Source organism: Bartonella sp. MR168JLCBS, from assembly GCF_042194175.1.
In genome coordinates this window covers 1-24,292 of record NZ_JBHIMP010000009.1, presented here as the reverse complement: position 1 = coordinate 24,292, position 24,292 = coordinate 1, and the positions used below count along the sequence as shown (strand labels likewise).

Below are 24,292 nucleotides of genomic sequence, written 5' to 3'. Positions count from 1 at the left end.
TTATGCTGCCGATCCTATTGTACCGTAAAATGGCATTAAGACTGCGATGATTAATTAAGGTGGCGAGGTATTCATGGATATTCAGAGTAAAATTGGTCAATACCCCGAATTACAGTCCTTTAGACTGGCGGTATGAATCCCCAGCAGGGGAAGATCCTGCTGAAGAGAAGCCGGACTTTTGACAGACCGGCTAGGGCTCTTCATCCTTTCGGACAGGGCGTTAATTTACGGACTTAGGCTTTATCAAATTACGAGAAATGAGCAATTCAGCAATTTGAACTGCGTTCAATGCTGCTCCTTTTCTTAAATTATCGGCGACAACCCAGAAAGCTAAACCATTTTCAACGGTGATATCTTCACGAATACGGCTAATAAAGGTGTCATCTTCTCCGGTACATTCATAAGGTGTGGTATAGCCACCATCTTCGTGTTTATCGATAAGCTGACAACCGGGAGCATCGCGGAGAAGCGCTCGTGCTTCAGATACGCTTAGTGGTTTTTCAAATTCAACATGGACAGCTTCGGCATGACCGATAAAGACAGGGACACGAACAGCAGTGGCTGTTAATTTAATCTTCGGATTGAGAATTTTCTTCGTCTCAGCAGTCATTTTCCATTCTTCTTTTGTATAACCATCTTCCATGAAAACATCGATATGAGGAATGACATTAAAGGCAATGCGTTTAGTGAATTTTTTTGATGTAATTGGGTCAGCAACAAAAACAGCACGTGATTGTTCGAAAAGTTCGTCCATTCCTTCTTTACCAGCTCCAGAAACCGACTGATATGTAGAGACAACAACACGTTTAATGATTGCAGCATCATGGAGAGGTTTTAAAGCTAAGACCAGTTGAATTGTTGAACAATTAGGATTTGCTATAATATTACGCTTAGAAAAGGCATTTATAGCTTCGGCATTGACTTCAGGGACGATCAACGGAACATTGGAATCATAGCGCCACGTGGAGGAATTATCGATGACGACACAGCCAGCGGCAGCGATTTTAGGAGCATATTCTTTGGAAATGCTTCCTCCCGCAGACATCAGACAAAAATCTGTGTCAGAAAAATCGTAAGTATCCAGTGCTTTTACTTTTAAAGTTTTATCTCCATAAGAAACTTCTTGTCCTAATGAGCGTCGTGATGCTAGAGGGACAATTTCATGCGCAGGAAAACCACGTTCCTCTAAAATTGTAAGCATTTCACGACCAACATTTCCGGTTGCGCCGACAATTGCAACTTTAAAACTCATTTTCTATATACTCCTCATGTCTCTCCACGTTTATTCCCCGTGCTATACTCAGGAGAGAGTGAGTTGGTCAAGGAACATCATTAAATTATATTTTTGATTTTCAACAACTCAATTTTGTACACATCAATCACCATCAGCAGCACAATAAGTTGTTTTATTTCAAATGATACGTCTTTTTAATCTTTCAGAATTGAAAAATTGAATATTGTACGCTAAACTGTTATCTCTTTTAGAGAGCACTTTAATTAAGTGAATTCCATATCTTCTGTCAATTGTTTACCTTCACACTTTTGAATTTTTTAAGGATGCTATTACGTATTGCGTTGGGGGAATCTTTTAATACCTTATCTGTTAAGTGTTGAAGTATTTGATCTTCTCCCTATGCCTTTAAAAGCGAAGCTTCCTATTACAGTCTGTAAACAGCCAGATTCTAGCGGTTACTTTTAGCAACTTCCCATTTTTCACTTGAACTTAAGGCTCAACAAGCAAGCCTAAAAATATTTAAAAAGACATTTGGCACCTAAAAAACATTTGAATGTTTCAAGGAGGTATGCATGCTTCATATTCTCATTCCTTAAATGATAGAATTTATGGCACAACAAGATAAACTTAAGTATCCATTATATAAATAAATTCTTATGAAAGTTATACATATAGTTTTTTCGTGTCTTATTTTTACTTTAATCCTGTTATGCTATAAAATATCGTCATTTGAAGTATGGTGATCTTTAAGCTTTCTTGATATATTTAAGTGTGTGGGAATATTCTTAGGCTTGTTTGGCGAGCTTTTTGTTTCAAGTGGATTATATGAGTGGAAAGCCGTTGAACACCCCCATGTTTAATGTTTAATAAAAGAGCAAGTTAGCACCATCATACATTTTCCAGCACTCAATGTGGCTACAGTTCTTGGTATGTGAGACGATTCAATTAAGAGGTATGCCTTTTTGTACATTTTTACTCTCACGTTTATTTACATGCCAACTTTGCTTGTAATGTGCAAATAAGTGATTTTGATTGATTCAATATAGAACAAGTTTGAAATGAAAGAATTTTACGATATTCGAGACACTCATTCAATATACATAACGTTAGATTATCATTATAAATCAACGCGCTATAGCTAAGTTAAACTCGTTAGAATTCGGACTATTTACAGACCAGATTAGATTTAAGAAATTTCGTTCTCATGAGGTGTGGGGAGACAGTCAAAATTCTTTTCAATGTTATTAAGGATGTTGATTGTTCTTTCAGTGAATTTATGAAAATAAGGGGTCATTTTTTTCACCAGAAATCAACTGCAAAATAGCCCTTTGTTTTTTGCGGGTCAGCATTCTAAAACTTTGCAAAAGTAAATATTCTGCTTTGCTTTCTACTCTGTCATCACAATGATAGAAGGGATCTTCTTTTTTTGTGTTATCAGCATAAAAGAAGGAAACGGGAACATCTAATATATGAGCAATTTCTTGTAAACGTCTTGCACTTACGCGATTTAAACCTTTCTCATACTTTTGAATTTGTTGAAATGTTACGCCCAAATGACTCCCTAATTGTTTTTGAGAAAAACCCATGAGGTTTCTTCTAAAGCGAATTTTTTTGCCTAAAGAAATGTCATAAAAATGTAAATTTTTGGCTCGCACTTTGCTCCCCCTCCGGTTGCGAGCGCCCTCGCATTAGTATTCCGGGGTCTGGAAGTGCTGAAACCGAGCCAGCCTCTTGCTTTTAGTGCTGAGAGCACTTGGACATAACAAGAGCCCCCGGAAATTCCGGGATATCCGCAAAAAGCGGGTTTATTTTATACTCGGTTTTAGGGCTTCCAGGCCCTATTGATCGCTGCGTATACGATCAAAAACACAAGTTCATTCATAGGATAATTTCTTTAAATCGTCAACCAGAGTGACAGCAGTTGGTTTGGTTGTTTTTTGCAAAGTTTACATGCAACTGTTGCAATGCATCCCTTTATTTTGATGAAATTTAGGACAATTTCTTGGTGATCATTATGGGGAATATTTAAAATTGTAACTATATGACTTTTATCCATTTATTGTGTATAGAAACGGAAGCTTCTTTTCGCATTCAGAAACAAAAGACTTTTTAGAGTAAGTATAACATTGGAAGTTGGTAAAGAGGGGAGTTGGTAAAGAGAATGCTGGTGCTGGCGTGTAATGGATTAGCGTTTAAAATACCAATATTAAAAAGATTGCATGAGCAAAAGAGAGCGTTTCATAGAGCAGTGATTGATAACAGCTTTCTCCAGAAAAAATGAACGAAATTTTCTTATTTTTTATACGCTACGTTTTCATTGTTTTGCAAAGGGCGTGCTTCTGAGGCAAGCATAATGGGAACACCATCACGAATAGGATAGGCAAGTTTGGCTTTGAGAGAAATGAGCTCTTGTTTTTTTCGGTTGTAAGAGAGTGTGCCTCTCGTTATCGGACAGACGAGCAATTCGAGCATTTTGGGATCTGTGGTCATTTTTTTCATGTTTGGACGTTCATTAGTTTAAACGGTAATCTGTACCTGTTTGTTTCATGAGTGAGCGTTCTGTTAATGCAAGAAGAGTTTGGGCACGGCTTTCGATATCTGGAGCTTCAAGGAGAGCTTGTTTTTCTGCTGGTGTAAAGGGGATAAGAGCTGAAAAAGCATTAACCAATATAGGTGTAGGGGCTTCTATGATACTGCTCCAATTATATTCCATTTCATGTATGGTTAGATATTTTTCTACAACGTCGAGTAAGCTCTCTCGGTTAATGCTTTCTTCAACATCAAATTCTTGCAAATCTTTTATGTTTGATTGGATGAGAGCTGTTCGATAGGATTTTGTGTTTGTCAATTCTTGTTCTAAGGTGAAGCGGCAAACACCTTGTAAGATAATGAACAGTTGTCCATTTCCTGTTTCACTGTAGTTTGTAATGCGTCCTATACAGCCTGTTTTATAAAGTTGTGTAGAAAAGCGGTCTGTATTCGATGAAAGTGGTTGAATAATGCCCAATAGACGATCAGTTACCATAACGGTTTCAATCATTTCAAGTGATTCTGGTTCAAAAATGTTGAGTGATAAAAAACCGCCGGGTAGTAAGAGTGCACCTTCTAAAGGAAAAAGGGCAATTTGCTTTGGAAGATCATTTTCGCAATTGTAAGAGATATTACCAGCTTTCATGAGTATTTTGTCACCTTTGTTCGGTAGTTTTAGTCTGTAAATAGTCGCAATTTATGACACTATTGAGAAAGCAGAAAACCTACTTCTTGTACATTAAAATCATACTTATAAAATACTTGAAGTCCTTATTCTAAAAAAAGAATATGAAACCCTATCTTTAAGGTTGAACTGCGCGAGAAAGAATATTGCTTTGCGATCTTTTTAGTGTGTGACGTTTTGCATGATTTTCAAGAGGTATTTTTGTTTATAGCTTTTGATTTTGTCTTAAATTTCCTAAAATGTGTTCCTTGCAATTTTTGTAAGGTTCAAAAGGATACTATTATAAATCTTTTGAAGCAGCTTACGCAAGTTTTAAAATGAGAACATTTTCATCACTTTACTAATGACAGTGTGATAAAGATAGGTTATAGGTTAGGGCATGCTGGAAAGAGCGTTATCGTTTCTTTCATTCTTTTGCGGGAGAGTGCAGATTGCGAATTTTCGCATTGCCGCCGAAGGGGAAATAGCCCATAATCTCTCAGGCTTTAAGGACCGTAAAAGGAAGAAGGCAGATCTGGAAAGTCGGGAGAGCCCGCGCCGAAGGTGTAAGCGAAAAATCTTTTCGCGAGTCTCTCAGGTTGATGACAGAGGGGTGCAGAGACGGTCATATTCTGTGGGCGTTAGCGCAGCTTTGGAGTTATTATGGGCACAGCACAAGAAACATCTTTTTTAAAAACACTTCCTTTATATGATATGCATGAAAAAGCAGGAGCAAAATTTGGTGCTTTTGCGGGGTGGAACATGCCTTTAACGTATCCTCTTGGCGTTTTGAAAGAGCATCTTCATACGCGTGCACATGCGGGACTTTTTGATATTTCTCATATGAAATTGATTGCCGTTGAAGGGGCACAAGCCGTGGAATTTTTGTCCTATGCTTTTCCCATTGATGCAGCAGCTTTAAAGATTGGGCACTCACGGTATAATTACTTGCTTAATGAGCAGGCTGGTATTCTTGATGATCTTATCATTACCCGTTTGGAAGAGGACCGTTTTATGTTGGTCGCCAATGCTGGGAATGCACAGGCTGATTTTGTAGAATTGGAAAAGCGTGCGGTTGATTTTGAATGTCAAGTGATTGCTCTTGAAAGGGTATTGCTTGCTCTTCAAGGTCCTGAAGCGGCCGCTGTTCTTGCTGATGCCGATTTGCCAGGGAATGAATTGTTCTTTATGCAAGGATTCGAACCACAACAAGATTGGTTTATAACGCGTTCTGGGTATACGGGAGAGGATGGTTTTGAAATTGCTTTGCCTATAGGGCATGCGCATATGTTGGCTGAAAAATTGCTGAGTGATTCTCGTGTTGAGTGGATTGGACTTGCAGCACGCGATAGCTTGCGGTTGGAAGCAGGGCTGTGTTTGCATGGAAATGACATTACCCCTGATACGACACCTATTGATGCGGCTCTAACATGGGCTGTTCCTAAAAGTGTTCGAGAAAAAGCACAATTTTATGGCGCGAAGGCTTTTCTTGAAGCGCTGCAAAAAGGACCTGCTCGTTGTCGTGTTGGATTAAAACCGCAAACGCGCCAACCTATTCGTGCTGGTGCGGTGCTTCTTGATGATCAAGGTAATGAGATTGGAGTTGTAACATCAGGTGGTTTTGGTCCTTCTTTTGATGGTCCTGTCGCGATGGGTTATGTTTCTGTTGATTGTAAAGTTGAAGGGACACAAGTCTTTACAGAACTGCGAGGCAAAAAGATTGTATTATCAGTTCATTCACTTCCCTTTGTTGAACAACGTTATTTTAAAGGATGATTTTTTATGTCTAAAACTTATTTTACACAAGACCATGAATGGCTTAGCGTTGAAGGAAAAGTGGTGACTGTTGGGGTTACGCATTATGCGCAAGAGCAATTAGGAGATTTGGTTTTTGTTGATTTACCACAAAGTGGGACAAAACTTTCCAAAGGAGAGGCAGCTGCTGTTGTGGAATCGGTGAAAGCCGCTTCAGATGTTTATGCTCCTCTTGATGGTGAAGTGGTCGAAATAAATGAAGCATTGGCTGATAATCCTGAATTGGTAAATCAGAAAGCCGAAACAGAAGGCTGGTTATGGAAAATGACATTGCAGGATGAGACACAACTGGAAGGGTTGTTGGATAAAGATGCTTATAAGGCTTTGATTGGATGAGTATCATGATCGAGCGTTCTTTTTCTTCTCGACATATTGGGCTGCGTCCTGATGAAACACAAAAAATGCTTGATGTTTTAGAGCTTGATTGTGTTGATACACTCATTTCTCAAGCTGTTCCACATTCTATCTATTTGGGACGTTCACTTAATTTACCAAAGGCTGCTAGTGAAGGACAAGCCTTGGAAGAACTCTCCAAGATGATGGAGCGTAATTGTGTGCACAAAAGTTTTATTGGGCAAGGATATCATGGAACTCATGTGCCCCCAGTTATTTTACGAAATCTGTTTGAAAATCCTGCTTGGTATACTGCTTATACGCCTTATCAAGCAGAAATTAGCCAAGGTCGTTTAGAACTTTTATTTTATTTTCAGACATTGGTGAGTGAACTCACAGGTTTGCCTGTTGCTGCTGCTTCCCTTCTTGATGAAGCAACAGCTTTAGCTGAAGCCAATGCCCTCGCTTTTCGCTTTTCCCGTGAGAAAAAGACGAAGATTTCTCTTCAGAGTCTTTTACATCCTCAGACTTTAAGTGTTGCGCAAACGCGTGCTGAAACACAAGGTATTTGTATCAGCCAAGAGAGGAAAATTTGTTCTAATACAGCGGCAATTGTTTTGTCTTGGCCAGATACAAAAGGTGCTTTTCATGATTACAGTGAGATCATAAAAGAGGCAAAGGAAAAAGGAGCTTTAGTTATCGTTGTGGCTGATCCTTTAGCGCTTACCCTTATGGAGCCACCTGCTCAATGGGGGGCAGATATCGTTGTTGGCTCTATGCAGCGTTATGGCGTTCCAATGGGCTTTGGTGGTCCACATGCTGGTTACCTTGCAGTGAGTGATGCGTTAACGCGTCTTATTCCAGGGCGTATTGTTGGTCAATCCGTGGATACGAGAGGGCGTGTTGGTTTTCGTTTAGCTTTGCAAACACGTGAACAACATATTCGGCGCGATAAAGCGACGTCAAATATTTGTACAGCACAGGCTTTGTTGGCTAATATGGCAACCGCTTATGCTGTTTGGCATGGGCCGAAAGGTTTACAAGAAATTGCGCAGCGAATTCATCATTTAACATGTCGTTTTGTTGCTGGTTTAGAGGCTGCAGGTGTTTTTTGTGAAGGAGAATCTTTTTTTGATTGTGTAAGCATTGTTGTGAAGGGAAAAGCGAAAGAGATTGCACATCAAGCCAAAATGAGTGGACGCCTTATTCGTGTTCTCGATGATGACACCATTGCAATCAATTTTGATGAATTATCGACAGAAGAAGATGCTTGTGCTTTAGCGCAGCTTTTTGGGGCACAATTAGGCGATCAGGTTTCTCCACGACTCTTTGGCAAAAAGCGGAATGCTGCTTTTCTTTCCCAGCCTTTTTTTCATGCGGTTCATTCAGAGACAGATATGATGCGCTTTTTGCGTCGTTTGGCGGATAAGGATTTGGCGCTGGATCGTGCTATGATTCCTCTTGGCTCTTGTACAATGAAGCTTAATGCGGCGGCTGAATTGATGCCTGTAAGTTGGGCTAGTATGGCCAATATACACCCCTTTGTTTCACAAGAGGATGCAGCGGGTTATTTAGAGATGATTAATCAGTTAAATGCATGGTTGTGTGAAATTACAGGATTTGCGCAAGTTTCTTTTCAGCCAAATTCTGGTGCTCAAGGTGAATATGCGGGGCTTTTAGCTATCCGACGATATTACCAATCACGGGGAGAACATCAACGTACAGTTTGTCTTATTCCTGCATCTGCGCATGGTACCAATCCAGCTTCGGCACATATGGCAGGTATGGAAGTCGTTGTGGTAAAATGTTTAAGCGATGGTGATGTTGATGTAGACGATCTCAAAATGAAAGCGCAATTGCATAAGGATAAATTGGCTGCTCTCATGATTACTTATCCTTCAACACATGGTGTTTATGAGGAAAGCATTAAGGAAATTTGTTCTATTATTCATGAAAATGGCGGACAAGTTTATTTCGATGGTGCTAATCTCAATGCGCTTGTGGGGCTTGCTCGTCCTGCAGATATTGGCGCTGATGTTTGTCATATGAATCTTCATAAAACATTTGCCATTCCCCACGGAGGTGGTGGTCCTGGTATGGGACCAATTGGAGTTGCAGCGCATCTCAAACCATTCTTACCAGGGCATGAACAGGATGGGACAACACATGCGGTTTCGGCAGCTCCTTATGGAAGTGCGTCTATTCTTGCGATTACATGGATGTATATTCGAATGATGGGGGCTGATGGCTTAAAATATGCAACACAAATAGCCATTTTAAATGCCAATTATATTGCTGCACGTCTTTCACCCGCTTATTCCATTCTTTATCGGGGCAAGCATGGACGTGTTGCTCATGAATGTATTGTGGATACACGTGTGTTGAAAGAGCAGTATGGGGTGAGTGTTGATGATATTGCAAAACGTCTCATTGATTATGGATTCCATGCGCCCACGATGTCGTTCCCTGTTCCGGGAACTTTGATGATTGAGCCAACGGAATCAGAACCAAAAGCAGAAATTGATCGTTTCTGTGATGCTTTACTCTCTATTGCTGAAGAAGCGAAGAAAGTTGGTCGTGGGATTTGGCCAAAAGACAATAATCCGTTGGTTAATGCCCCTCATACAGTGGCAGATGCTTTAGATGATGCTTGGGAACGACCCTATTCGCGACAAGAAGCTGCTTTTCCCAACAGTTCTCTTGATCCAGCCAGTAAATATTGGCCTCCTGTATCGCGTATTGATAATGTTGCGGGAGACAGAATGCTCATTTGTTCGTGTCCGCCATTGGGAAATACCTATTAAATAACAAATATGTATTTACTTTGTTTATTTACATAAACAAAAAAGCCCACACATTTTGTGTGGGTTTTTTACTTATTGATCATGTTATTATGGAGTTATTTGTCTATTTTCTAGAATTTTGCATAGTTTTTTATAACATGAGAAAAATCGGAAAAGTCGACAAAAAACTGTGTTTTGTGGGCAATAGGCATGCTCTCCTTTGCCTTCTACCGTATGACATGGTTTTAGTGACTAGGCGCATCGGTCTAGCCAGCTAATTCACGTAAACGAGAGTGAAACCTACGGGGGATAGGGTCCAGTCTGTTGCATGTGTTGTGACATACGACTCTCACTAAGGTGACTACGACCGGTTGCAGAAAGAATAAAATCAAATTTAGTGTTATCTGATGATAAAGCCCCGCGAAACTCTGTTGTTGCATATTCTTAAGTCAAGCATTGTCTAAATATTTCTCTTTAATCTGCTTTTTATAAATATGACGCAAAAATACGTAAGAATACCTGTCAGAATGAGTAAATGCAAAACCAAATGTATTATGGTTGTTTTTTTACAGGGTGTCTTATAAAAAGCCGGCACATCTTTCCAATCCATTGTAGGTCAGTTTGTGACTTTACGGCGTTGTTTTCCTAAGAGCCCGTGTGTTTTAGCTGTTGCCTGTAAATCCACATCCAAACTTAACGCAGCGACATGTTTTAAGTCAGAGATTGAGACAAAAAAGAGCTTTATGAGTAGTTCAAGCTTTTGTATGCCAGATGATGGCGAGGGGATTGCGTATTTCTGTTGACGTAATCTTTGAAACTGGAAGACAATCTAATTTCAGAGAAATATAAAGCCGTAAAGGTGAAACTCAATCCTCAGTTTGTCATCTCCTTTTAATTCAGCTTTACGGCTTTCAGAAGCATCTAAAGCAATGTTTTTTTATAATGGGGATTACATATTGTCCCATGCTTTTATTTATTGTGTTCTTAATGGGATACCCTCATGTAAAACAGAACACTCCAAAAAGAATATACTTTGGTTGTTAATTCACGTGTTTGTTTTAAAGAGACATTTCGCTCCCAATCCCATTTCGCGACGGCGCTCGTGAATGGTACAACGATAAATCTATTGAGAGAGCTCCCAATCTTTACGCTCTATGAAGGAAGAAGTTGGCACTATCATACACTTTGCCAGCCGCTTAATGTTATAGCTCTTGGTACTTGAGATGGTTCATAAGAGGTATTATTCCTTTTTTAAATCATTTTTATCTATACATAGTCCAGTTTGTGGTATGCAAGCGAATGATTTTGATTGCTTCACTATGAACAAAACTGAAAATAAGAGAAACTTATGAGACTGGATGTTTTGTTTGATATATAGAGAATTAATACTTTAGTTTAATTGGGCATTTAATTTTAAAAACTTTGCAGTAGATTCTTTTTTGTCAATTTGTGGGAAAAAGGCTAAGCTTTTGTATTTTGGGTGAAAGCTACTTCCATAAAACAGTTCATCAACTTGTCTATTTTGAGATTTCTGTGAATGTGCGGTGTCTATGATCATTCTATGTGATTGATTGTTGTAAAATCTTTCATAAAAAACCCTCAATTTTCTAAAATGATGATTTTTATCAATTTATTTCTTTAAAGAGTTTTTATGTGTAAATGTATTTATAGCGGGAGCCAAGAGATGTTAGAATTTCATTGGGAAGGGTATCGGCATCTATAGATACTCTTTCAAGTGTTTGATGGGGTCCAATGAGTTCTACCCAGTCACCTGTTTGAGGTTTTTGATCAAGATCGGTCGTATCTACAATAATGGAATCCATAGAAACCCGCCCAACCATGGGAAGTTTATACCCGTTGAAATAAACTGTTCCTTTATTCGAAAGAGCACGGAGCCAGCCGTCTGCGTAGCCTATAGAAATGGTTGCAAGAGTGCTTGGTCTGTTGGTTATAAAGCTTTCTCCATAACCAACAGGTGTGCCTATATCAACAACGCGGTTTTGAATGACTTGGGCTTCAAGTTTTAAAACAGGTTTCAGAGGTGATGGGTGTTTCCCCCGCGGATCAACTCCGTAAAGTGCAATGCCGGGGCGAACAAGATCAAAATAAAAATCTGATCCTAGAAAGATACCTCCAGAATTGGCAAAGGAAACTTTGCAAGCAGGCAATTGCGCAAGGATGGTTTTTAAAGTAGCCAATTGGGCATAATTGGATGGGTGGGTATCATCTTCTCCGTTAGAAAGATGACTGAGAATATATTTTATTTCTGCTTTTTCGAAAATTGTAGGGTGTTTGATGAGTTTTTGTAATTCTTTTTGATCCAGTCCTAATCGGTTCATATGGGTATCGATTTGAACAATTGCTGGAAATTTTTTATCTTTTTTTTGACAAATTTTTTGCCAATTTTCAATGGCATTCCAAGAGTTTAGAACAGGAACAATACCAGATTGTGCGACAAACTCTTCTGCTAAGTGTGGAAGTCCATTCAGAACGGCAATCGTGACATGTGGTGGTAAGATGCTTTTTAATTGGAGGGCTTCTATGATTTGGGCGACAAAAAAAGTGCGACAACCAGCTTGATAAAGGGCAGGAGCAATTTTGTGAGCTCCTAATCCATAGGCATTTGCCTTTACAACTGCTGAACATTGTGTTGGAGCTACACGTTTGGCTAAAGTGATATAATTGGAAACAATGGCACTGACATTGATGGTTGCTACAGCTACATAGAGTGATGTATTGATTTCATCATTAACGGATTTTTTCATTTTAAAAGCTTATCTGTGTTCGTGAAATACGGAGTTTTTTGGTTATTTCATTGAGGTTCTTTACGATATAGGGAAAGACACTACTTTCTATGGTTAAAATCATAAGGAGCTTATACTGAATTACGCACCATTAAAGTCGTTTTTTTATGTAAAATGCTACTCTGGATATAAGAGATATTTTAGTTTTATTTGTGTTGTTAGAAACACGGTATCTTCTAATAATTTGTAAGACATAGACTTTTGTTTTTTACTTATTTTCCCTAGTTGAGGCATATAAAAATAGAACATAGTTTATTGTATTGTATCATTTTGAAGAGTGCAATATTAGGCTGTTGTTGCTGGTGCGATTGTTTTGATTAAACATTGCATTGGCTGCTTATTCAGAGAAGGTAAAATGATTAAATTAACCACTCTAAATCAATGCATTACAAGTTTTCTATCATGGGGGGAAGATCACTTATCTGTGCAATTTTGGATGTCGTCTCATGCACTTAAAGTTATTTTTGTTAAATAGAAAACAGTGTGTAAACACTTTCTGATATATTAAAAACTGTTGATTTAGAAAGCCCGTTGATTTGGATATTGTCGATTTTCAAGATGGATTGGGTATCCAATATTTACTTTCTATTGTTTGATTGGTTTTTAGTGAAATCAATTTTATCGCTTTATAGAGCGCGTTAGACTCTTTTATTTATGGATATTTATGGAAAGCGCAGTGTAAAAAGGTCAGTAACGAAAACAATAGATGTAATGCCGGAAATCTTGTTGAAGATTCGTGCGGTTATCGTTCAATCAACAAAAATTTTATCTCTCTTATTTGAAGGTTTTAGGTCATAAGTTTTGTTAAGCGAGAGAGTGTTATAGCGTTACAATGGAAATATGCATTATGTGTTAAAGGGGAAAAGAGTACCGTGATTGTTTAATACTCAATGTTTTTGTTTTTCTTTGAATGTGATTTGTATTCGTATTTTCCTCATTCGTTTAATAAAGTGTTAATCTTGAGATTTTTGTTTTAAGAAAATTGTTGGCAGATGGTTATGCAAGTACTATATCACGTCAAGGATTCGAAATTTAACGTTCAATAAAGATATGGGGAAGAGTATGAATACGTCTGCTACCAATGTTCCGTCAAACATCAGTAGCGTTGCAAATTTTCCGATTCCTGAGAATGTGTTCGCCCTTACTGTCCAAGAGGTTTGTCACTATACAGATCGGTTATTTAAATTCCGTTTGAATCGTCCGGATAGTTTTCGTTTTCGTTCGGGTGAGTTTGTTATGATCGGTTTGCCAAATGCAGAAAAGCCGATTTATCGCGCTTATTCGATTGCAAGTCCTTTTTGGGACGAACAGCTTGAGTTTTTTTCGATAAAAGTTCCAGAGGGACCTTTAACCGAGCATCTCCAAAAAATTAAAATTGGTGATACAGTTCTCATGCGTAAAAAATCTACAGGAACACTGGTTCTTGATGCTCTTATTCCTGGAAAACGTCTTTATCTTCTTTCAACTGGGACGGGGGTTGCTCCTTTTGCAAGCCTTATTCGTGATCCTGAAACTTATGAAAAATTTTCAGAAGTTGTCCTTATTCAAACAACGCGTGAGCAGAGTGAGTTAGTTTATGCAAAAGATCTTGTTTCCTCTTTGCAACAAGATCCACTCATTGGAGAGTATGCACAACAGTTGAGATTCTATCCTATGACTACTCGTGAACCTTCTGAGCATATGGGCCGTATTACGACTGTTATGGAAAGTGGGGACTTTTTTGAAACAACTGGACTTCCTAAAATTCATCCTGATGAAGATCGGGTGATGATTTGTGGTTCCATGGCAATGTTAAAAGATTGCGCAAGGATGTGTGAAAGTTTTGGTCTTGTTGAAGGGGCTAATAATGCTCCTGCTACTTATGTTGTAGAGCGCGCTTTTGTGGAGTAATGAGTGGAAAAGTTGAGGCTTTATCTTCTTTCAAACCGGTACGGTTTTTTTCCTTTTGCAAGCTTTATTCGTGATCTTGGCACTTATGAAAAATTTTCAGAAGTTGTCCTTACTTTAAATAATGCGTGAGCAGAATGAGTTAATTTATGCAAAAGATCTTTTTCCTCTTTGCAACAAGATCCACTCATTGGAGTATATGCACAACAGTTGAAATTTTATTTTATGACCACTCGTGAGCTTTCTGAGCATATGGGGCGTATTACGACTGTTATGGAGAGTAGGTGCTTTTTTGAAACAAGCGGCTTTGAAACAATAGCACTCTCCTAAATTCATCTCGATGAAGATCGGGTGATGATTTGTGATTTTATGACAATGTTAAAGATTGCGCAAGGATGTGTGAAAGCTTTGGTCTTGTTGAAGGGGCTGATGTTCTTGCATTTTACATTATATTGTAGAAAGAGCTTTTTTCGAGGGAGAGGGAAGTTGTGATGCAGTATATGCTAATGCAGTAATCGAATCCCAATCACTTATTGCAATGAGTTGTTGGGGCGCTATCCAAGAACCGCCAACGCAGAAGACGTTAGGCAGTTGGAGCCATTGTGTTGCACTTTTTTGTGTAATACCGCCTGTTGGGCAAAACCGGATATCAGAGAAGGGAGATGCTAAAGCTTCGATGAAGGCAATACCTCCAGCGGCTTCAGCTGGGAAAAATTTGAGATATGAATAGCCTTTGTTTAATGCTTGCATGAGTTCACTTGGGGTCATTGCAGCGGGAAGAAGGGGAATTTCACTATTTTTTGCACAATTGATTAATTCATTTGATAATCCGGGGCTTACAATAAACTTGGCTCCCGCTTGTTCGGCTTTTTCGTAATGTGTTGTGTTGAGAATTGTTCCGGCTCCAACAATTGCTTCAGGGACTTCTTGTGTAATTTTCTGAATTGCTTTGAGGGCATTTGGTGTTCGCAAGGTGATCTCAATTGTTTTTAATCCACCTTTGACAAGAGCACGTGTTAAGGGTACAGCACTTTGTAGATTGTCAATGAGTAAAACAGGTATAACAGTTTGTCCTTGGAGATATATTAAAAGCTTTTCTCTTTTTTGGCACATGATATTTTTTCTTCTTGGAGATGATATTATTTGTATCGTTTGATTAAGCACAATATGTTAAAGAGTACATGAATAAATCTTGAAATTGAATGAAACGCGCGTTATGGCAAAACACATGGAAAAGAATTTTAAAGTTGCTGCACTTTATTGCTTTGCAGATTTGAAGCATTATCATCAATTACAAAAACCTTTGCAGGATTTATGTCAAGCAAAGGATATCAAAGGCACTCTGCTTTTAGCACAAGAGGGAATTAATGGAACGGTTGCTGGTTCTTGTGCTGCGATTGAGGCATTGGTGGATTTTATTACGGCTGAGCCAGCGTTTCAAACGCCGGAGATTAAATATTCATGGGCATCAAAAATGCCTTTTCATCGCATGAAAGTGCGGTTGAAAAAAGAGATTGTGACAATGGGGGTTGAAGGTGTTGATCCGCTAAAAGTTGTTGGTACTTATGTGGATCCTGAAGATTGGAATGCTCTTATTCAAGATGAAGAGACAATTTTGATCGATACGCGTAATGATTATGAATATGCGATTGGGAGTTTTCAAGGAGCGATTGATCCGCAGATTAAAACATTTCGCGAATTTCCTGAATGGGTGCGTCAACATGAAGCTGATTTAAAGAAGAAAAAGAAAATTGCTATGTTTTGTACAGGCGGTATTCGGTGTGAAAAATCAACAGCTTATGTACGTGAACTTGGTTATGAGCAGGTGTACCATCTAAAAGGAGGTATTTTAAAATATTTAGAAAAAATTCCAAAAGAGGAAAGTTTATGGTGGGGTGAGTGTTTTGTTTTTGATGAGCGTGTTTCTGTTCAACATGGTCTTGAAGAATGTGGACGCGAATTATGTCGCGCGTGTCGTTCTCCTCTTAATGCTGAAAGCAAATTATCGTCTCATTATGAGGAAGGTGTTTCCTGTGATGCTTGTTATAACACGCGTAGTGAAGCCGATAGAGAGCGCTTTCGTGAGCGCCATAGGCAGTTTCAATTGTTGAAGTTGCGTGCTATTGATTCTCATCAAGGGACATAAGGATAGCGCAGTGTAGGGCTGTAAATTTTAGCGTTTTTCTCTTAAATTTAAGAGAAAAGAGTTTTTTGATATTGGTAGAAAAATATTCTATAAGACCGGATATTATTCGGTCTTTTTGTCTATGTTAAATTATTTGATTTATAAATAATCATTATAGATCGTTTGCTCTCCTTACATTTTATAGGATTGAGTTTTTAAATACTTTTCATTTTAAAATAGAAACTTTCTTCACCAACAGCGCAGGGGAGGGAGATTCATAGCTTAAGAGAAAAGCGTATGAATAAGATGTGATTAATAAGAGGAGATGAAAAAGCAGATGCTAGGTGGGAAAAATAAAATGATAATAGGAGTTTATGATTCCAAAGTTTAATATAATACATTAATTTATAATGATAAATTATTTTTATTTGAATAAAAGAGTTAAATATTGTGAACTTTATTGCTTTCAAATTAGATGAGAACAAATCACCTAAAACTCATTCACCTGTACGTTACAAATGGGAGAAACGTGTGGACAAAAATCATTTTAGATAAGGTGTTATGAAACATTTCAATGTAGGAGTTTCTGCAATATTGGGAGTTGGCAGATAGAATGGGGGCACAGGCTTGTACTTTCATAAGTATAAAGAGGGTGCGATGTAGTTAATCTATACTACACAAGCTATATTATATGGGGAATTTTCATGATATTTTGCTTAAGCGATGCTGTGAAATGAATGTGGAAACAGGGATGTTTTTTTAGGATGTCAATAAGAAAGATAATGGTATTTGTTGGAGGAAGGACATCGTTATCTTTAAAAATGATAGTGCTTCAGTCGTTACTATCCCCAGTTTTCAATGTTGGTCATCCTTGCATTTGAGAGGATATATAAGAGGTTCCCCTTTTTTCAGTTGTTTTTTATTTGTAATGCGCAAAAGAATGATCTTAACGAATTCATTGTAAGAGGGTTGAAATAAGAGAATTTTATGATGAGATTGTTGTTTAAGGGCAAAATAATAAATTATCATTATAAATTAATGTGTTGAGTAATTTACTTTGCGTTATTTTCTGCTGCGGATATTAGGAGATAGAATAGGGCAAAGAAATGAGGGGCTTTAAAAGCAAGACAGTGATTTATGTTGCACGGATGATGTAAGGGGTGTCATCTCATGAAAGCGGATGGATAGCTTTGTCTGGTGGAAGAGAGTGTTGTTTTTTCGCATCATTTTATCTTTAAGAATTAAAAAATGTTTAAAATTAAAAAAATGATTGAAATGAGCAAGAATTCGTTTTATAGGATGCATTGCCCAAAGTCGCACGTGCCTGTGGGTGTCCGCTGGTTCTCAAATGGTGAGATTAACCGGTACGGTACCTGGAACTAACCGCTCCAGTCATTCTTACAGCCAATTGCAAGAATGAGGACATCTTGAAGCAACGACGGTGCGGGCCTTTCTGGTGTCTTCCAGTTTTAAATACTGGGATAACTATAGAGGCACACCTCATTGCCTTCAGTGCGGAAGTGGTTTTCTCAACTCCAATCAAAAAGGCAGATAAAATAGAATGACGCGGCTTCGCGCTGTTCTTTCGCTGCATACAATGCTAATTTCTGGTTTTTTGTAATCAGAATGGGGATAGTTGTTGTGTGTTTTTTGTCCTTTAGCTTTTGGCAGTTTTGGCTGTCCAAGCATAGAGTGGGGGAGCTTTCCCTCAAGGAGAATTGCAGATGGCAACGCAACGTATTCGCGATTTTCTTGCAACACATCGTTCTGAAGGTCCATGCTTAATTGTTGACCTTGATGTTGTTCGTGACAACTATTTAAATTTTGAAAAAGCTCTGCCGCAGTCGCGTATTTTTTACGCAATAAAGGCAAATCCAGCACCTGAAATCTTGCGTTTGCTTGCTTCTTTAGGATCTTCTTTTGATGCGGCTTCTGTTGCAGAAATTGAAATGGCTTTAAAAGCAGGAGCAACGTCAGAGCGTATTTCTTTTGGGAATACGATTAAAAAAGAACGTGATATTGCACGAGCATATGCATTGGGTGTTTCACTTTATGCAGTTGATTGTGTTGAAGAAGTGGAAAAAATTGCGCGTGTTGCTCCAGGAGCACGTGTTTTTTGCCGTGTTCTTACCGATGGAAAAGGTGCAGAGTGGCCATTGTCACGCAAATTCGGTTGTGTCCCTGCTATGGCGGTTGATGTTCTAAGACGGGCACACCAATTGGGTTTGCAAGCCTATGGTGTTTCTTTTCATGTTGGGTCTCAGCAGGTTGATCTGAGTGCGTGGGATCGTGCTTTATCGGATGCTGCTACAGTTTTTAAGCGTTTGGAACAAGAAGGCATTTCGTTGAGGTTGGTGAATATGGGGGGCGGTTTTCCAACGCGTTATTTGAAAGATGTCCCTACAGAACAAGCTTATGGTACAGCAGTTTTTGATTCATTGAAAAAGCATTTTGGTAATCGTATTCCTGAGACGATTATTGAGCCTGGGCGTGCGATGGTTGGTAATGCTGGTGTTATTCGTACAGAAGTGGTTCTGATATCTAAAAAAGCTGATAATGATAATGTACGATGGGTTTATCTTGATATTGGAAAATTTAATGGTCTTGCTGAGACTATGGATGAAGCCATTCGTTATCCTATTGAGACACCTCATGATGATAAGGTTATGGAGCCTTGTATTTTGGCTGGACCAACATGCGATTCGGCAGATGTTCTCTATGAAAAAACACCTTATCCGCTTCCTCTATCCCTAACGATAGGAGATGAAATATTGATTCATGGGACGGGTGCTTACACAACAACTTACGCATCGGTTGCTTTTAATGGTTTTGAGCCTTTACGATCATATGTGATCTGAGGTTTCCTTTTAACTATAGGTTTTTTAGATTTTTTGCTATGCTCGTCATGGCGCTATAAGAGGGCGGTCATTGAGATGAACATGATGAATTTTCAAACAAAAGATGGGGCATGTTTTACACTTTTATTGGAGCAAGAAGCAGATAAGCCTTATCGAGAAATTTTGCTTGATTCAACGATGGGGTATGGACGTAAACGTAAATCATCAGAGGCTTTACGTCGTGGTCGGTTAGCTGCTCAAGGACTTTCTTTTGTGGTTAAAAATGCGCTTGGAGAGCTTGTGGGAAGTGTCCGTCTTTGGCATGTTTCTTTTTCTAAAGGAAAAAATAAAACACAACATGCTTTACTTTTGGGTCCCTTGGCTGTCGCATCTGAATGTGCTGGTCTGGGAATAGGATCAATTTTAGTCCGCCACGCAATTGAAACAGCAAAAAAATTGGGATATGGCGCCATTTTGCTGGTAGGGGATTTTGAATTTTATCAACGTTTTGGCTTTTCAAATAGTTTAACAGAAAATTTGGCAATGCCTGGTCCTTATGAAAAGCATCGCTTTCAAGCGTTGGAACTGATACCACATTATCTTTCTGGGTGTTATGGCACTTTAGTTCCTAGTGGAGAACGAGAAGTTTCGAATCGTTTTCAGCATCATAAAGTGGCTTGAAGATAGTGTTTAAATTTGTTTTTCAACAGCTGGCGTTGAGGAGAGCATACTATTCTGACTAGTGCCAAAGTATTTAGCGGTACAAAGTTTTGGGGAGTTGTATTGCGATTTTATTATATGGCTTTTTCTTTATGTGGCTGGTTTCTTATTTTTGATAATTTCAGTTAAGTGAGTAGGAATATATTTAAAGCTCATTTTTTTGGAATAGCGTCCTGTTTTATAATATTAAGGAACCGGATTTTTGAGTGGTCTTGTATTCTTTTAAAGCCGGTATCATCATGCAGTTTTCCAGTTTTCAATATCGTTGGTAGATCATGCATCGAAACGGTTGGATATTTTACTTTTTTCTTAAGCAGTTTTTATCTCTTTGCTTTTTATGTGCAAGGGAATAGTTTTGATTGATTCAATAGAGAGACATTTTGAGAAATTTTATACAATTTTAGCGCTTGTTCAAAGAGTATAAAAAATAAAATTATATGTTCAAAAGCAACTTTTTTGAAAAAAATATATCATTATTTTTTTTTGCTATAAAGGTAGATCGTTTTGCAATTGGCATGAGAGTATCAAATACAAAATGATTTTCTCATGTAAAATTTTGTATCCAGAATCAAAAAAATGTTCTCCTACATATTATAAGGGAAATAGGTGAATGAATAAAAATCACAAGAATCATCAATCTTTTATGAATATTCTTGTGAGAATCAAAAGAGTGAAGGGCAAAGAATCTTACAGAATAGTTTTTATGAGGATAGTAGCGTAAAAGGGGGGGTAGATAGATGAGAGATTTAATGACAGGCGCAAATATTGTTTTAATGTTTTTTGCCCTACGGTGGTAAATCAAAAATCCTATAGAAATAGCTGCTTTATCTTTATGGTGTGGAGCACTTTAGATAAGCTCTTTGTTTATTATCATCCAAAACAATTCTTGTATGCGAGAAGTTATTTTTAAGTGCGTAAAGAGCCCGCATTGAAAAGAATTTTTATCAGAAGAATCATTTAGAATCATATGTTGATTTATACTGTCTCTTGAGAAGAGATAAAGTGCATAGGAAGCGAGGAAGGTGATAAAGATAAAAAATATTTCTCAATTTTAATTAAGCTTAGTGACTTGGTGGTGCATCCATGAGAGGTGGTATTTTTTTAAGAAAAATGGTCATAAATGTCAAAATAACAAAGATAATGGTCATAATAAAGAAAATATCACTAAAAGCCATAATCGTTGCTTGTATGCGTACCATACCAAACAATTGAGAAAGAGCAAGAGTATACGAATCAAAGGTTTCTGTTTTGAAAAATAAAGTAAGCTTTGAAAGCATTTCAGTTGCTTGTCTGTTTGCGTGGTTAAGCGTTTCGGCTATTCGTTCATAATGGAAGTCTGTGCGTTTTGTCATGAGAGTGCTGATAATCGCAAGCCCTACAGCACCACCTAGATTCCGTGTGAGATTAAAGAGTCCAGAAGCATTTTGCATTCGTTCTGGCGGGAGTGTTCCCAAGGCAATATTATTAACAGGAACCATACATAACATCACAGAAGCACCACGGAAAACTTGCGGCCAAAAGAGTTGCCAAAAATCCCAGTTATCTGTGATAGAGCTCGCCATCCAAGTGCCTATTGCAAAACCCAAAAGTCCTATTGCCATCATTAAACGTGCATCCATTCGGGCTGAAAGAAATCCAGCAAGCGGAGCAGTTAATAACATGGCGAATCCTGAAAGAAACAATGTTTCTCCAATCATGAGGGCATCATAATGGCGGATTTGGCTTAAATAGACAGGATAAAGATATGTGAGTCCATAAAGACCTATTCCCAGTGCAAAGGAAAAAATGGATGCAGCAGAAAAATTAAAATTAGAAAAAGTAGAGAGATCTACAATGGGTTCTTTTGCTGTAAAAGCACGCCAGAAGAATAAGGCTGCAGCAAGAATCATGATAATGAAAAAATTCCGAATCAGCCTATCACTCAGCCAATCATGACGAGCTCCTTCTTCTAGAACATACTCTAAAGTTCCCAAGAAAGTAGCCATAGAAATGAGGCCTAACCAATCAAATTTCTTCATTAAAGAAGGATCAGCTTTATCAAAATCAATTAATTTCCAAGCGAGAATTGAGATGATAATCCCGAAGGGCACATTGATGAGAAAGAGCCAATGCCACGATGAGAGATGACAAATATAGCCTCCCACGGTTGGACCAATGGTGGGGGCTAATGTTGCGACCAGTCCGACGATAGGGGTAACAATGGGACGTTTGGAAGGAGGAAAAAGGACATAGGAGGCAACAAAAACACTAGGGATAATTCCACCACCAATAAAACCTTGTAGTGCGCGATACAAAATCATCTCTCCAATAGATGTTGCCGTTGCACAAAGAACAGAAGTAATCGTAAAACCGATAGCTGATAAGGTAAAGAAAACACGTGTTGAAAGCAATCGTCCTAAAAATCCAGAAAGCGGCAACATGATGACTTCAGCGATGAGATAGGAAGTTTGAACCCATGAAATTTCTTCAGAGCTTGCTGCAAGACCCGCTTGAATTTCAGCTAAAGAAGAGGAAACGATTTGGATATCTAAGATTGCCATAAACATGCCAAAAGACATAGCAATAAAAACTATAATTTTGTGCATTCCGATGCGTTCTTGAGATTGTATGGGCTCTGGTATGGAAGATGTCATAGTAAGATCTTCTACTTTTTTGTTATAAGAGACTTTTATCTTGTGGCTTTGTACGTGTATCAACTTTCACTGAAACACTCATCCCTGCTCGGATATGTCCGGTTTTTAAGACTTCTTCTGGAATAGAAATACGTACGGGAATGCGCTGGACAATCTTTGTAAAGTTACCAGTAGCATTTTGTGGAGGCAAAAGAGAAAAAACAGCGCCTGTTGCGGGCGAAATAGAAAGCACGTTTCCTGTAAAAAACTCCTTTTTGAATGCATCAATAGCAATATAAGCCTTTTGTCCTGCGTGAATATTTTGCAACTGTGTTTCTTTATAGTTGGCTTCAATATAAAGTGCATGTATGGGGACTAACGCCGCAAGACGTTGGCCATTTACAACAAAATCTCCCGTTTTTGCTGTTAAATTTCCTATAACGCCATCAAATGGCGCTCGTATAACGGTCGAATCAAGATCACGTTGTGCTTTTTCACGCGTGAGTTCTAAACTCTTTGTTTGGCTTTCTATTTCACTTCGTTGCGCTTCTAGCACTCGGATATTCGCACGTGCTGCAGCCATTTGTGCGTCCGCTCTGTTAACATTCGCAACGGCTTGTTCATAAGCTGATTTGGCATCATCAACCTCGGATTGAGGAGCATAACGATTTTTTTTCAGTTCTGTTACACGTTTTAAGGTGAGTTGTGCATTGGTTGCTATGGCTGAAGCGGCTGCTTTTTGTGCTTTTGCATCATCTAAAGCACTATGAGCGGCTGTGATTTGTGCATCAATGCGTAGAAGTGTTTTTTTCTGTGTGTTAAGATGTGCGTCTGTTTGATCCAAGGCTATTTGATAATCACCGTTGTCTAGGTAAAATAAAACATCGTTCTTTTTTACAACTTGGTTGGCTTTAATGGCAATTTTTTCAATATATCCATTTAATTTAGTCGCAATAGCTGCTATATCCCCTTGCACGTAGGCATCGTCAGTGGAGAGTATATAACGCCATTGCGTTATATACTTATAGCTAAACCAAAGCACAGAAAGTGCAAAGACAATAAGAAGAGCTTTGATTACTTTCTTTTGTTGCGTTTTATTGAAGTTTTTGGTTGAAAAAATTGTCTCAGTTACGGACATGATTTTATACTTTCAATATTTATGTTCCACTGAGTATAATAAACCCATCACTATAGACTAGGGTGATATACATGCAAGGACGATAAGAGCTTTTCAAGCAATAAGATGATTTTTGAAACATAATGCTAAAAATATGAACTTGCAAGTTCAAGGTCTTATTTTGTTACGCATTTTTTACAAAGGCCTCGTACTTCTAGGGTGCTTTTGTGGGCTTGGAAGTCAACAGCTTGAACCATCTGTTTTAAACTCGATACAATCGTTTGATTTTGTATTTCATTGACTGTACCACAGTTTTCGCAAATTATAAACGTTGTAAGTTCATGTTGACAGTTTTCAGGGTGTAAACAGACCATAAAGGCATTTACACTTTCAAGACGATGAATACACTTTAACTGTACGAGTTTTTCTAACGCACGATAAACTTGGAGAGGTGCACGAAAACCTTCTTCGCGTAAGTGATTGAGAATCGCATAAGCACTTAAAGGCCCTTTTGCTTTTTTTAAAGTGTTTAAAACCAATGTTTGGTTACGCGTCAGTTTAGATGACATTGACATCTTCCTTTTGCTCTTATGGCAAAGCATAAAGCGTGTAAGAGGTTTATGCAATGGTGATTATAGAATATGTACTCTATCTTTAGCCTTATTGTGATATGTAAGAAAAGTTGCAATCGTTGTGAGGGGAGGGGTATTATAATCTGAAAGCCGCTGTTATCTAGCAAGGAACTTTTTATACGCTTTTTATTTTAGTGTAATGTATTGAAATACAACCAGTTGTTTATGTTATTTTATTTTAAAAAAAAGTAAAAAATGAT

16 protein-coding genes, 1 pseudogene and 1 riboswitch are annotated in these 24,292 nt (G+C 38.2%); of the genes and pseudogenes, 8 read left to right on the top strand and 9 right to left on the bottom strand.

The window, feature by feature from the left end; translation table 11 throughout:
• Positions 1-220: 220 nt before the first annotated feature.
• The 4 genes from ACFIK8_RS06600 to ACFIK8_RS06585 all read right to left on the bottom strand — a co-directional run bounded on the left by ACFIK8_RS06600 (position 221) and on the right by ACFIK8_RS06585 (position 4,409).
• A complete protein-coding gene (locus ACFIK8_RS06600; RefSeq protein ID WP_375669055.1) occupies positions 221-1,252 on the bottom strand; it encodes an aspartate-semialdehyde dehydrogenase in 1,032 nt (343 codons plus the stop codon).
• Positions 1,253-2,508: 1,256 nt separating this feature from the next.
• The gene (locus ACFIK8_RS06595; RefSeq protein ID WP_375629171.1) at positions 2,509-2,889 is read right to left on the bottom strand and encodes a helix-turn-helix domain-containing protein; all 381 of its coding nucleotides are present in this window, start codon (positions 2,887-2,889) and stop codon (positions 2,509-2,511) included.
• Positions 2,890-3,526: 637 nt separating this feature from the next.
• Positions 3,527-3,733 carry a Trm112 family protein gene (locus ACFIK8_RS06590; protein ID WP_375636457.1) on the bottom strand — a complete coding sequence of 69 codons (207 nt, stop codon included), beginning with the start codon at positions 3,731-3,733 and terminating at the stop codon, positions 3,527-3,529.
• A gap of 13 nt (positions 3,734-3,746) precedes the next feature.
• Positions 3,747-4,409 (bottom strand): LON peptidase substrate-binding domain-containing protein, encoded by a 663-nt coding sequence (locus ACFIK8_RS06585; protein WP_375636459.1) that lies wholly within the window; start codon positions 4,407-4,409, stop codon positions 3,747-3,749.
• 446 nt (positions 4,410-4,855) lie between these two features.
• A riboswitch (glycine riboswitch) is annotated at positions 4,856-4,953 on the top strand.
• Between the two features lie 137 nt (positions 4,954-5,090).
• Between ACFIK8_RS06585 and gcvT the strand changes: the two genes are divergently transcribed.
• The 3 genes from gcvT to gcvP are packed head-to-tail and all read left to right on the top strand — an operon-like array spanning position 5,091 to position 9,379.
• A complete protein-coding gene (gene gcvT / locus ACFIK8_RS06580) occupies positions 5,091-6,203 on the top strand; it encodes a glycine cleavage system aminomethyltransferase GcvT (RefSeq protein WP_375636460.1) in 1,113 nt (370 codons plus the stop codon).
• A 6-nt stretch (positions 6,204-6,209) separates the two neighbouring features.
• Positions 6,210-6,578: a glycine cleavage system protein GcvH gene (gene gcvH / locus ACFIK8_RS06575; RefSeq protein WP_273723568.1), complete on the top strand. Its 369-nt coding sequence runs from the start codon at positions 6,210-6,212 to the stop codon at positions 6,576-6,578.
• Positions 6,579-6,583: 5 nt separating this feature from the next.
• Entirely contained in the window at positions 6,584-9,379 is a 2,796-nt protein-coding gene (gene gcvP, locus ACFIK8_RS06570) for an aminomethyl-transferring glycine dehydrogenase (RefSeq protein ID WP_375636472.1), read from the top strand.
• 1,628 nt (positions 9,380-11,007) lie between these two features.
• Here the strand turns inward: gcvP and alr are convergent.
• Positions 11,008-12,123 (bottom strand): alanine racemase, encoded by a 1,116-nt coding sequence (gene alr, locus ACFIK8_RS06565; protein ID WP_375636461.1) that lies wholly within the window; start codon positions 12,121-12,123, stop codon positions 11,008-11,010.
• A 1,101-nt stretch (positions 12,124-13,224) separates the two neighbouring features.
• On the opposite strand from alr, the gene ACFIK8_RS06560 reads away from it, so the two are divergent.
• Positions 13,225-14,052, top strand: a complete 828-nt coding sequence (locus ACFIK8_RS06560) for a ferredoxin--NADP reductase (protein ID WP_375636462.1) — start codon at positions 13,225-13,227, stop codon at positions 14,050-14,052.
• A 15-nt stretch (positions 14,053-14,067) separates the two neighbouring features.
• Positions 14,068-14,518: pseudogene (locus tag ACFIK8_RS06555) on the top strand (ferredoxin--NADP reductase); the annotation flags it as partial.
• Here the strand turns inward: ACFIK8_RS06555 and eda are convergent.
• Positions 14,497-15,162, bottom strand: a complete 666-nt coding sequence (gene eda, locus ACFIK8_RS06550) for a bifunctional 4-hydroxy-2-oxoglutarate aldolase/2-dehydro-3-deoxy-phosphogluconate aldolase (protein ID WP_375636463.1) — start codon at positions 15,160-15,162, stop codon at positions 14,497-14,499. The pseudogene ACFIK8_RS06555 and the gene eda overlap by 22 nt on opposite strands.
• Positions 15,163-15,277: 115 nt before the next feature.
• Between eda and ACFIK8_RS06545 the strand changes: the two genes are divergently transcribed.
• From ACFIK8_RS06545 to ACFIK8_RS06535, 3 genes are all read left to right on the top strand, one after another.
• Complete coding sequence (locus ACFIK8_RS06545) at positions 15,278-16,195, top strand: rhodanese-related sulfurtransferase (RefSeq protein ID WP_375636464.1); 918 nt, start codon at positions 15,278-15,280, stop codon at positions 16,193-16,195.
• Between the two features lie 1,703 nt (positions 16,196-17,898).
• Positions 17,899-19,032 (top strand): type III PLP-dependent enzyme, encoded by a 1,134-nt coding sequence (locus ACFIK8_RS06540; protein WP_015856754.1) that lies wholly within the window; start codon positions 17,899-17,901, stop codon positions 19,030-19,032.
• Positions 19,033-19,107: 75 nt separating this feature from the next.
• The gene (locus tag ACFIK8_RS06535; RefSeq protein ID WP_375636465.1) at positions 19,108-19,692 is read left to right on the top strand and encodes a GNAT family N-acetyltransferase; all 585 of its coding nucleotides are present in this window, start codon (positions 19,108-19,110) and stop codon (positions 19,690-19,692) included.
• Positions 19,693-20,792: 1,100 nt separating this feature from the next.
• Here ACFIK8_RS06535 and ACFIK8_RS06530 read toward each other — a convergent pair.
• The 3 genes from ACFIK8_RS06530 to ACFIK8_RS06520 all read right to left on the bottom strand — a co-directional run bounded on the left by ACFIK8_RS06530 (position 20,793) and on the right by ACFIK8_RS06520 (position 24,029).
• Positions 20,793-22,364, bottom strand: a complete 1,572-nt coding sequence (locus tag ACFIK8_RS06530; RefSeq protein WP_375647635.1) for a DHA2 family efflux MFS transporter permease subunit — start codon at positions 22,362-22,364, stop codon at positions 20,793-20,795.
• Positions 22,365-22,386: 22 nt separating this feature from the next.
• Positions 22,387-23,481, bottom strand: a complete 1,095-nt coding sequence (locus ACFIK8_RS06525; RefSeq protein ID WP_375636469.1) for an HlyD family secretion protein — start codon at positions 23,479-23,481, stop codon at positions 22,387-22,389.
• A 155-nt stretch (positions 23,482-23,636) separates the two neighbouring features.
• A complete protein-coding gene (locus tag ACFIK8_RS06520) occupies positions 23,637-24,029 on the bottom strand; it encodes a Fur family transcriptional regulator (protein ID WP_375636470.1) in 393 nt (130 codons plus the stop codon).
• Between the last annotated feature and the right edge of the window lie 263 nt (positions 24,030-24,292).

Bases quoted from the DNA above. Each gene is read 5' to 3' on its own strand.
- ACFIK8_RS06525 (WP_375636469.1), bottom strand. From the start codon at position 23,481: ATGTCCGTAACTGAGACAATTTTTTCAACCAAAAACTTCAATAAAACG.
- ACFIK8_RS06600 (WP_375669055.1), bottom strand. From the start codon at position 1,252: ATGAGTTTTAAAGTTGCAATTGTCGGCGCAACCGGAAATGTTGGTCGT.
- eda (WP_375636463.1), bottom strand. From the start codon at position 15,162: ATGTGCCAAAAAAGAGAAAAGCTTTTAATATATCTCCAAGGACAAACT.
- gcvH (WP_273723568.1), top strand. From the start codon at position 6,210: ATGTCTAAAACTTATTTTACACAAGACCATGAATGGCTTAGCGTTGAA.
- ACFIK8_RS06530 (WP_375647635.1), bottom strand. From the start codon at position 22,364: ATGACATCTTCCATACCAGAGCCCATACAATCTCAAGAACGCATCGGA.
- ACFIK8_RS06535 (WP_375636465.1), top strand. From the start codon at position 19,108: ATGAACATGATGAATTTTCAAACAAAAGATGGGGCATGTTTTACACTT.
- ACFIK8_RS06540 (WP_015856754.1), top strand. From the start codon at position 17,899: ATGGCAACGCAACGTATTCGCGATTTTCTTGCAACACATCGTTCTGAA.
- gcvP (WP_375636472.1), top strand. From the start codon at position 6,584: ATGATCGAGCGTTCTTTTTCTTCTCGACATATTGGGCTGCGTCCTGAT.
- ACFIK8_RS06545 (WP_375636464.1), top strand. From the start codon at position 15,278: ATGGAAAAGAATTTTAAAGTTGCTGCACTTTATTGCTTTGCAGATTTG.
- alr (WP_375636461.1), bottom strand. From the start codon at position 12,123: ATGAAAAAATCCGTTAATGATGAAATCAATACATCACTCTATGTAGCT.
- ACFIK8_RS06590 (WP_375636457.1), bottom strand. From the start codon at position 3,733: ATGAAAAAAATGACCACAGATCCCAAAATGCTCGAATTGCTCGTCTGT.
- ACFIK8_RS06520 (WP_375636470.1), bottom strand. From the start codon at position 24,029: ATGTCATCTAAACTGACGCGTAACCAAACATTGGTTTTAAACACTTTA.
- ACFIK8_RS06585 (WP_375636459.1), bottom strand. From the start codon at position 4,409: ATGAAAGCTGGTAATATCTCTTACAATTGCGAAAATGATCTTCCAAAG.
- gcvT (WP_375636460.1), top strand. From the start codon at position 5,091: ATGGGCACAGCACAAGAAACATCTTTTTTAAAAACACTTCCTTTATAT.
- ACFIK8_RS06560 (WP_375636462.1), top strand. From the start codon at position 13,225: ATGAATACGTCTGCTACCAATGTTCCGTCAAACATCAGTAGCGTTGCA.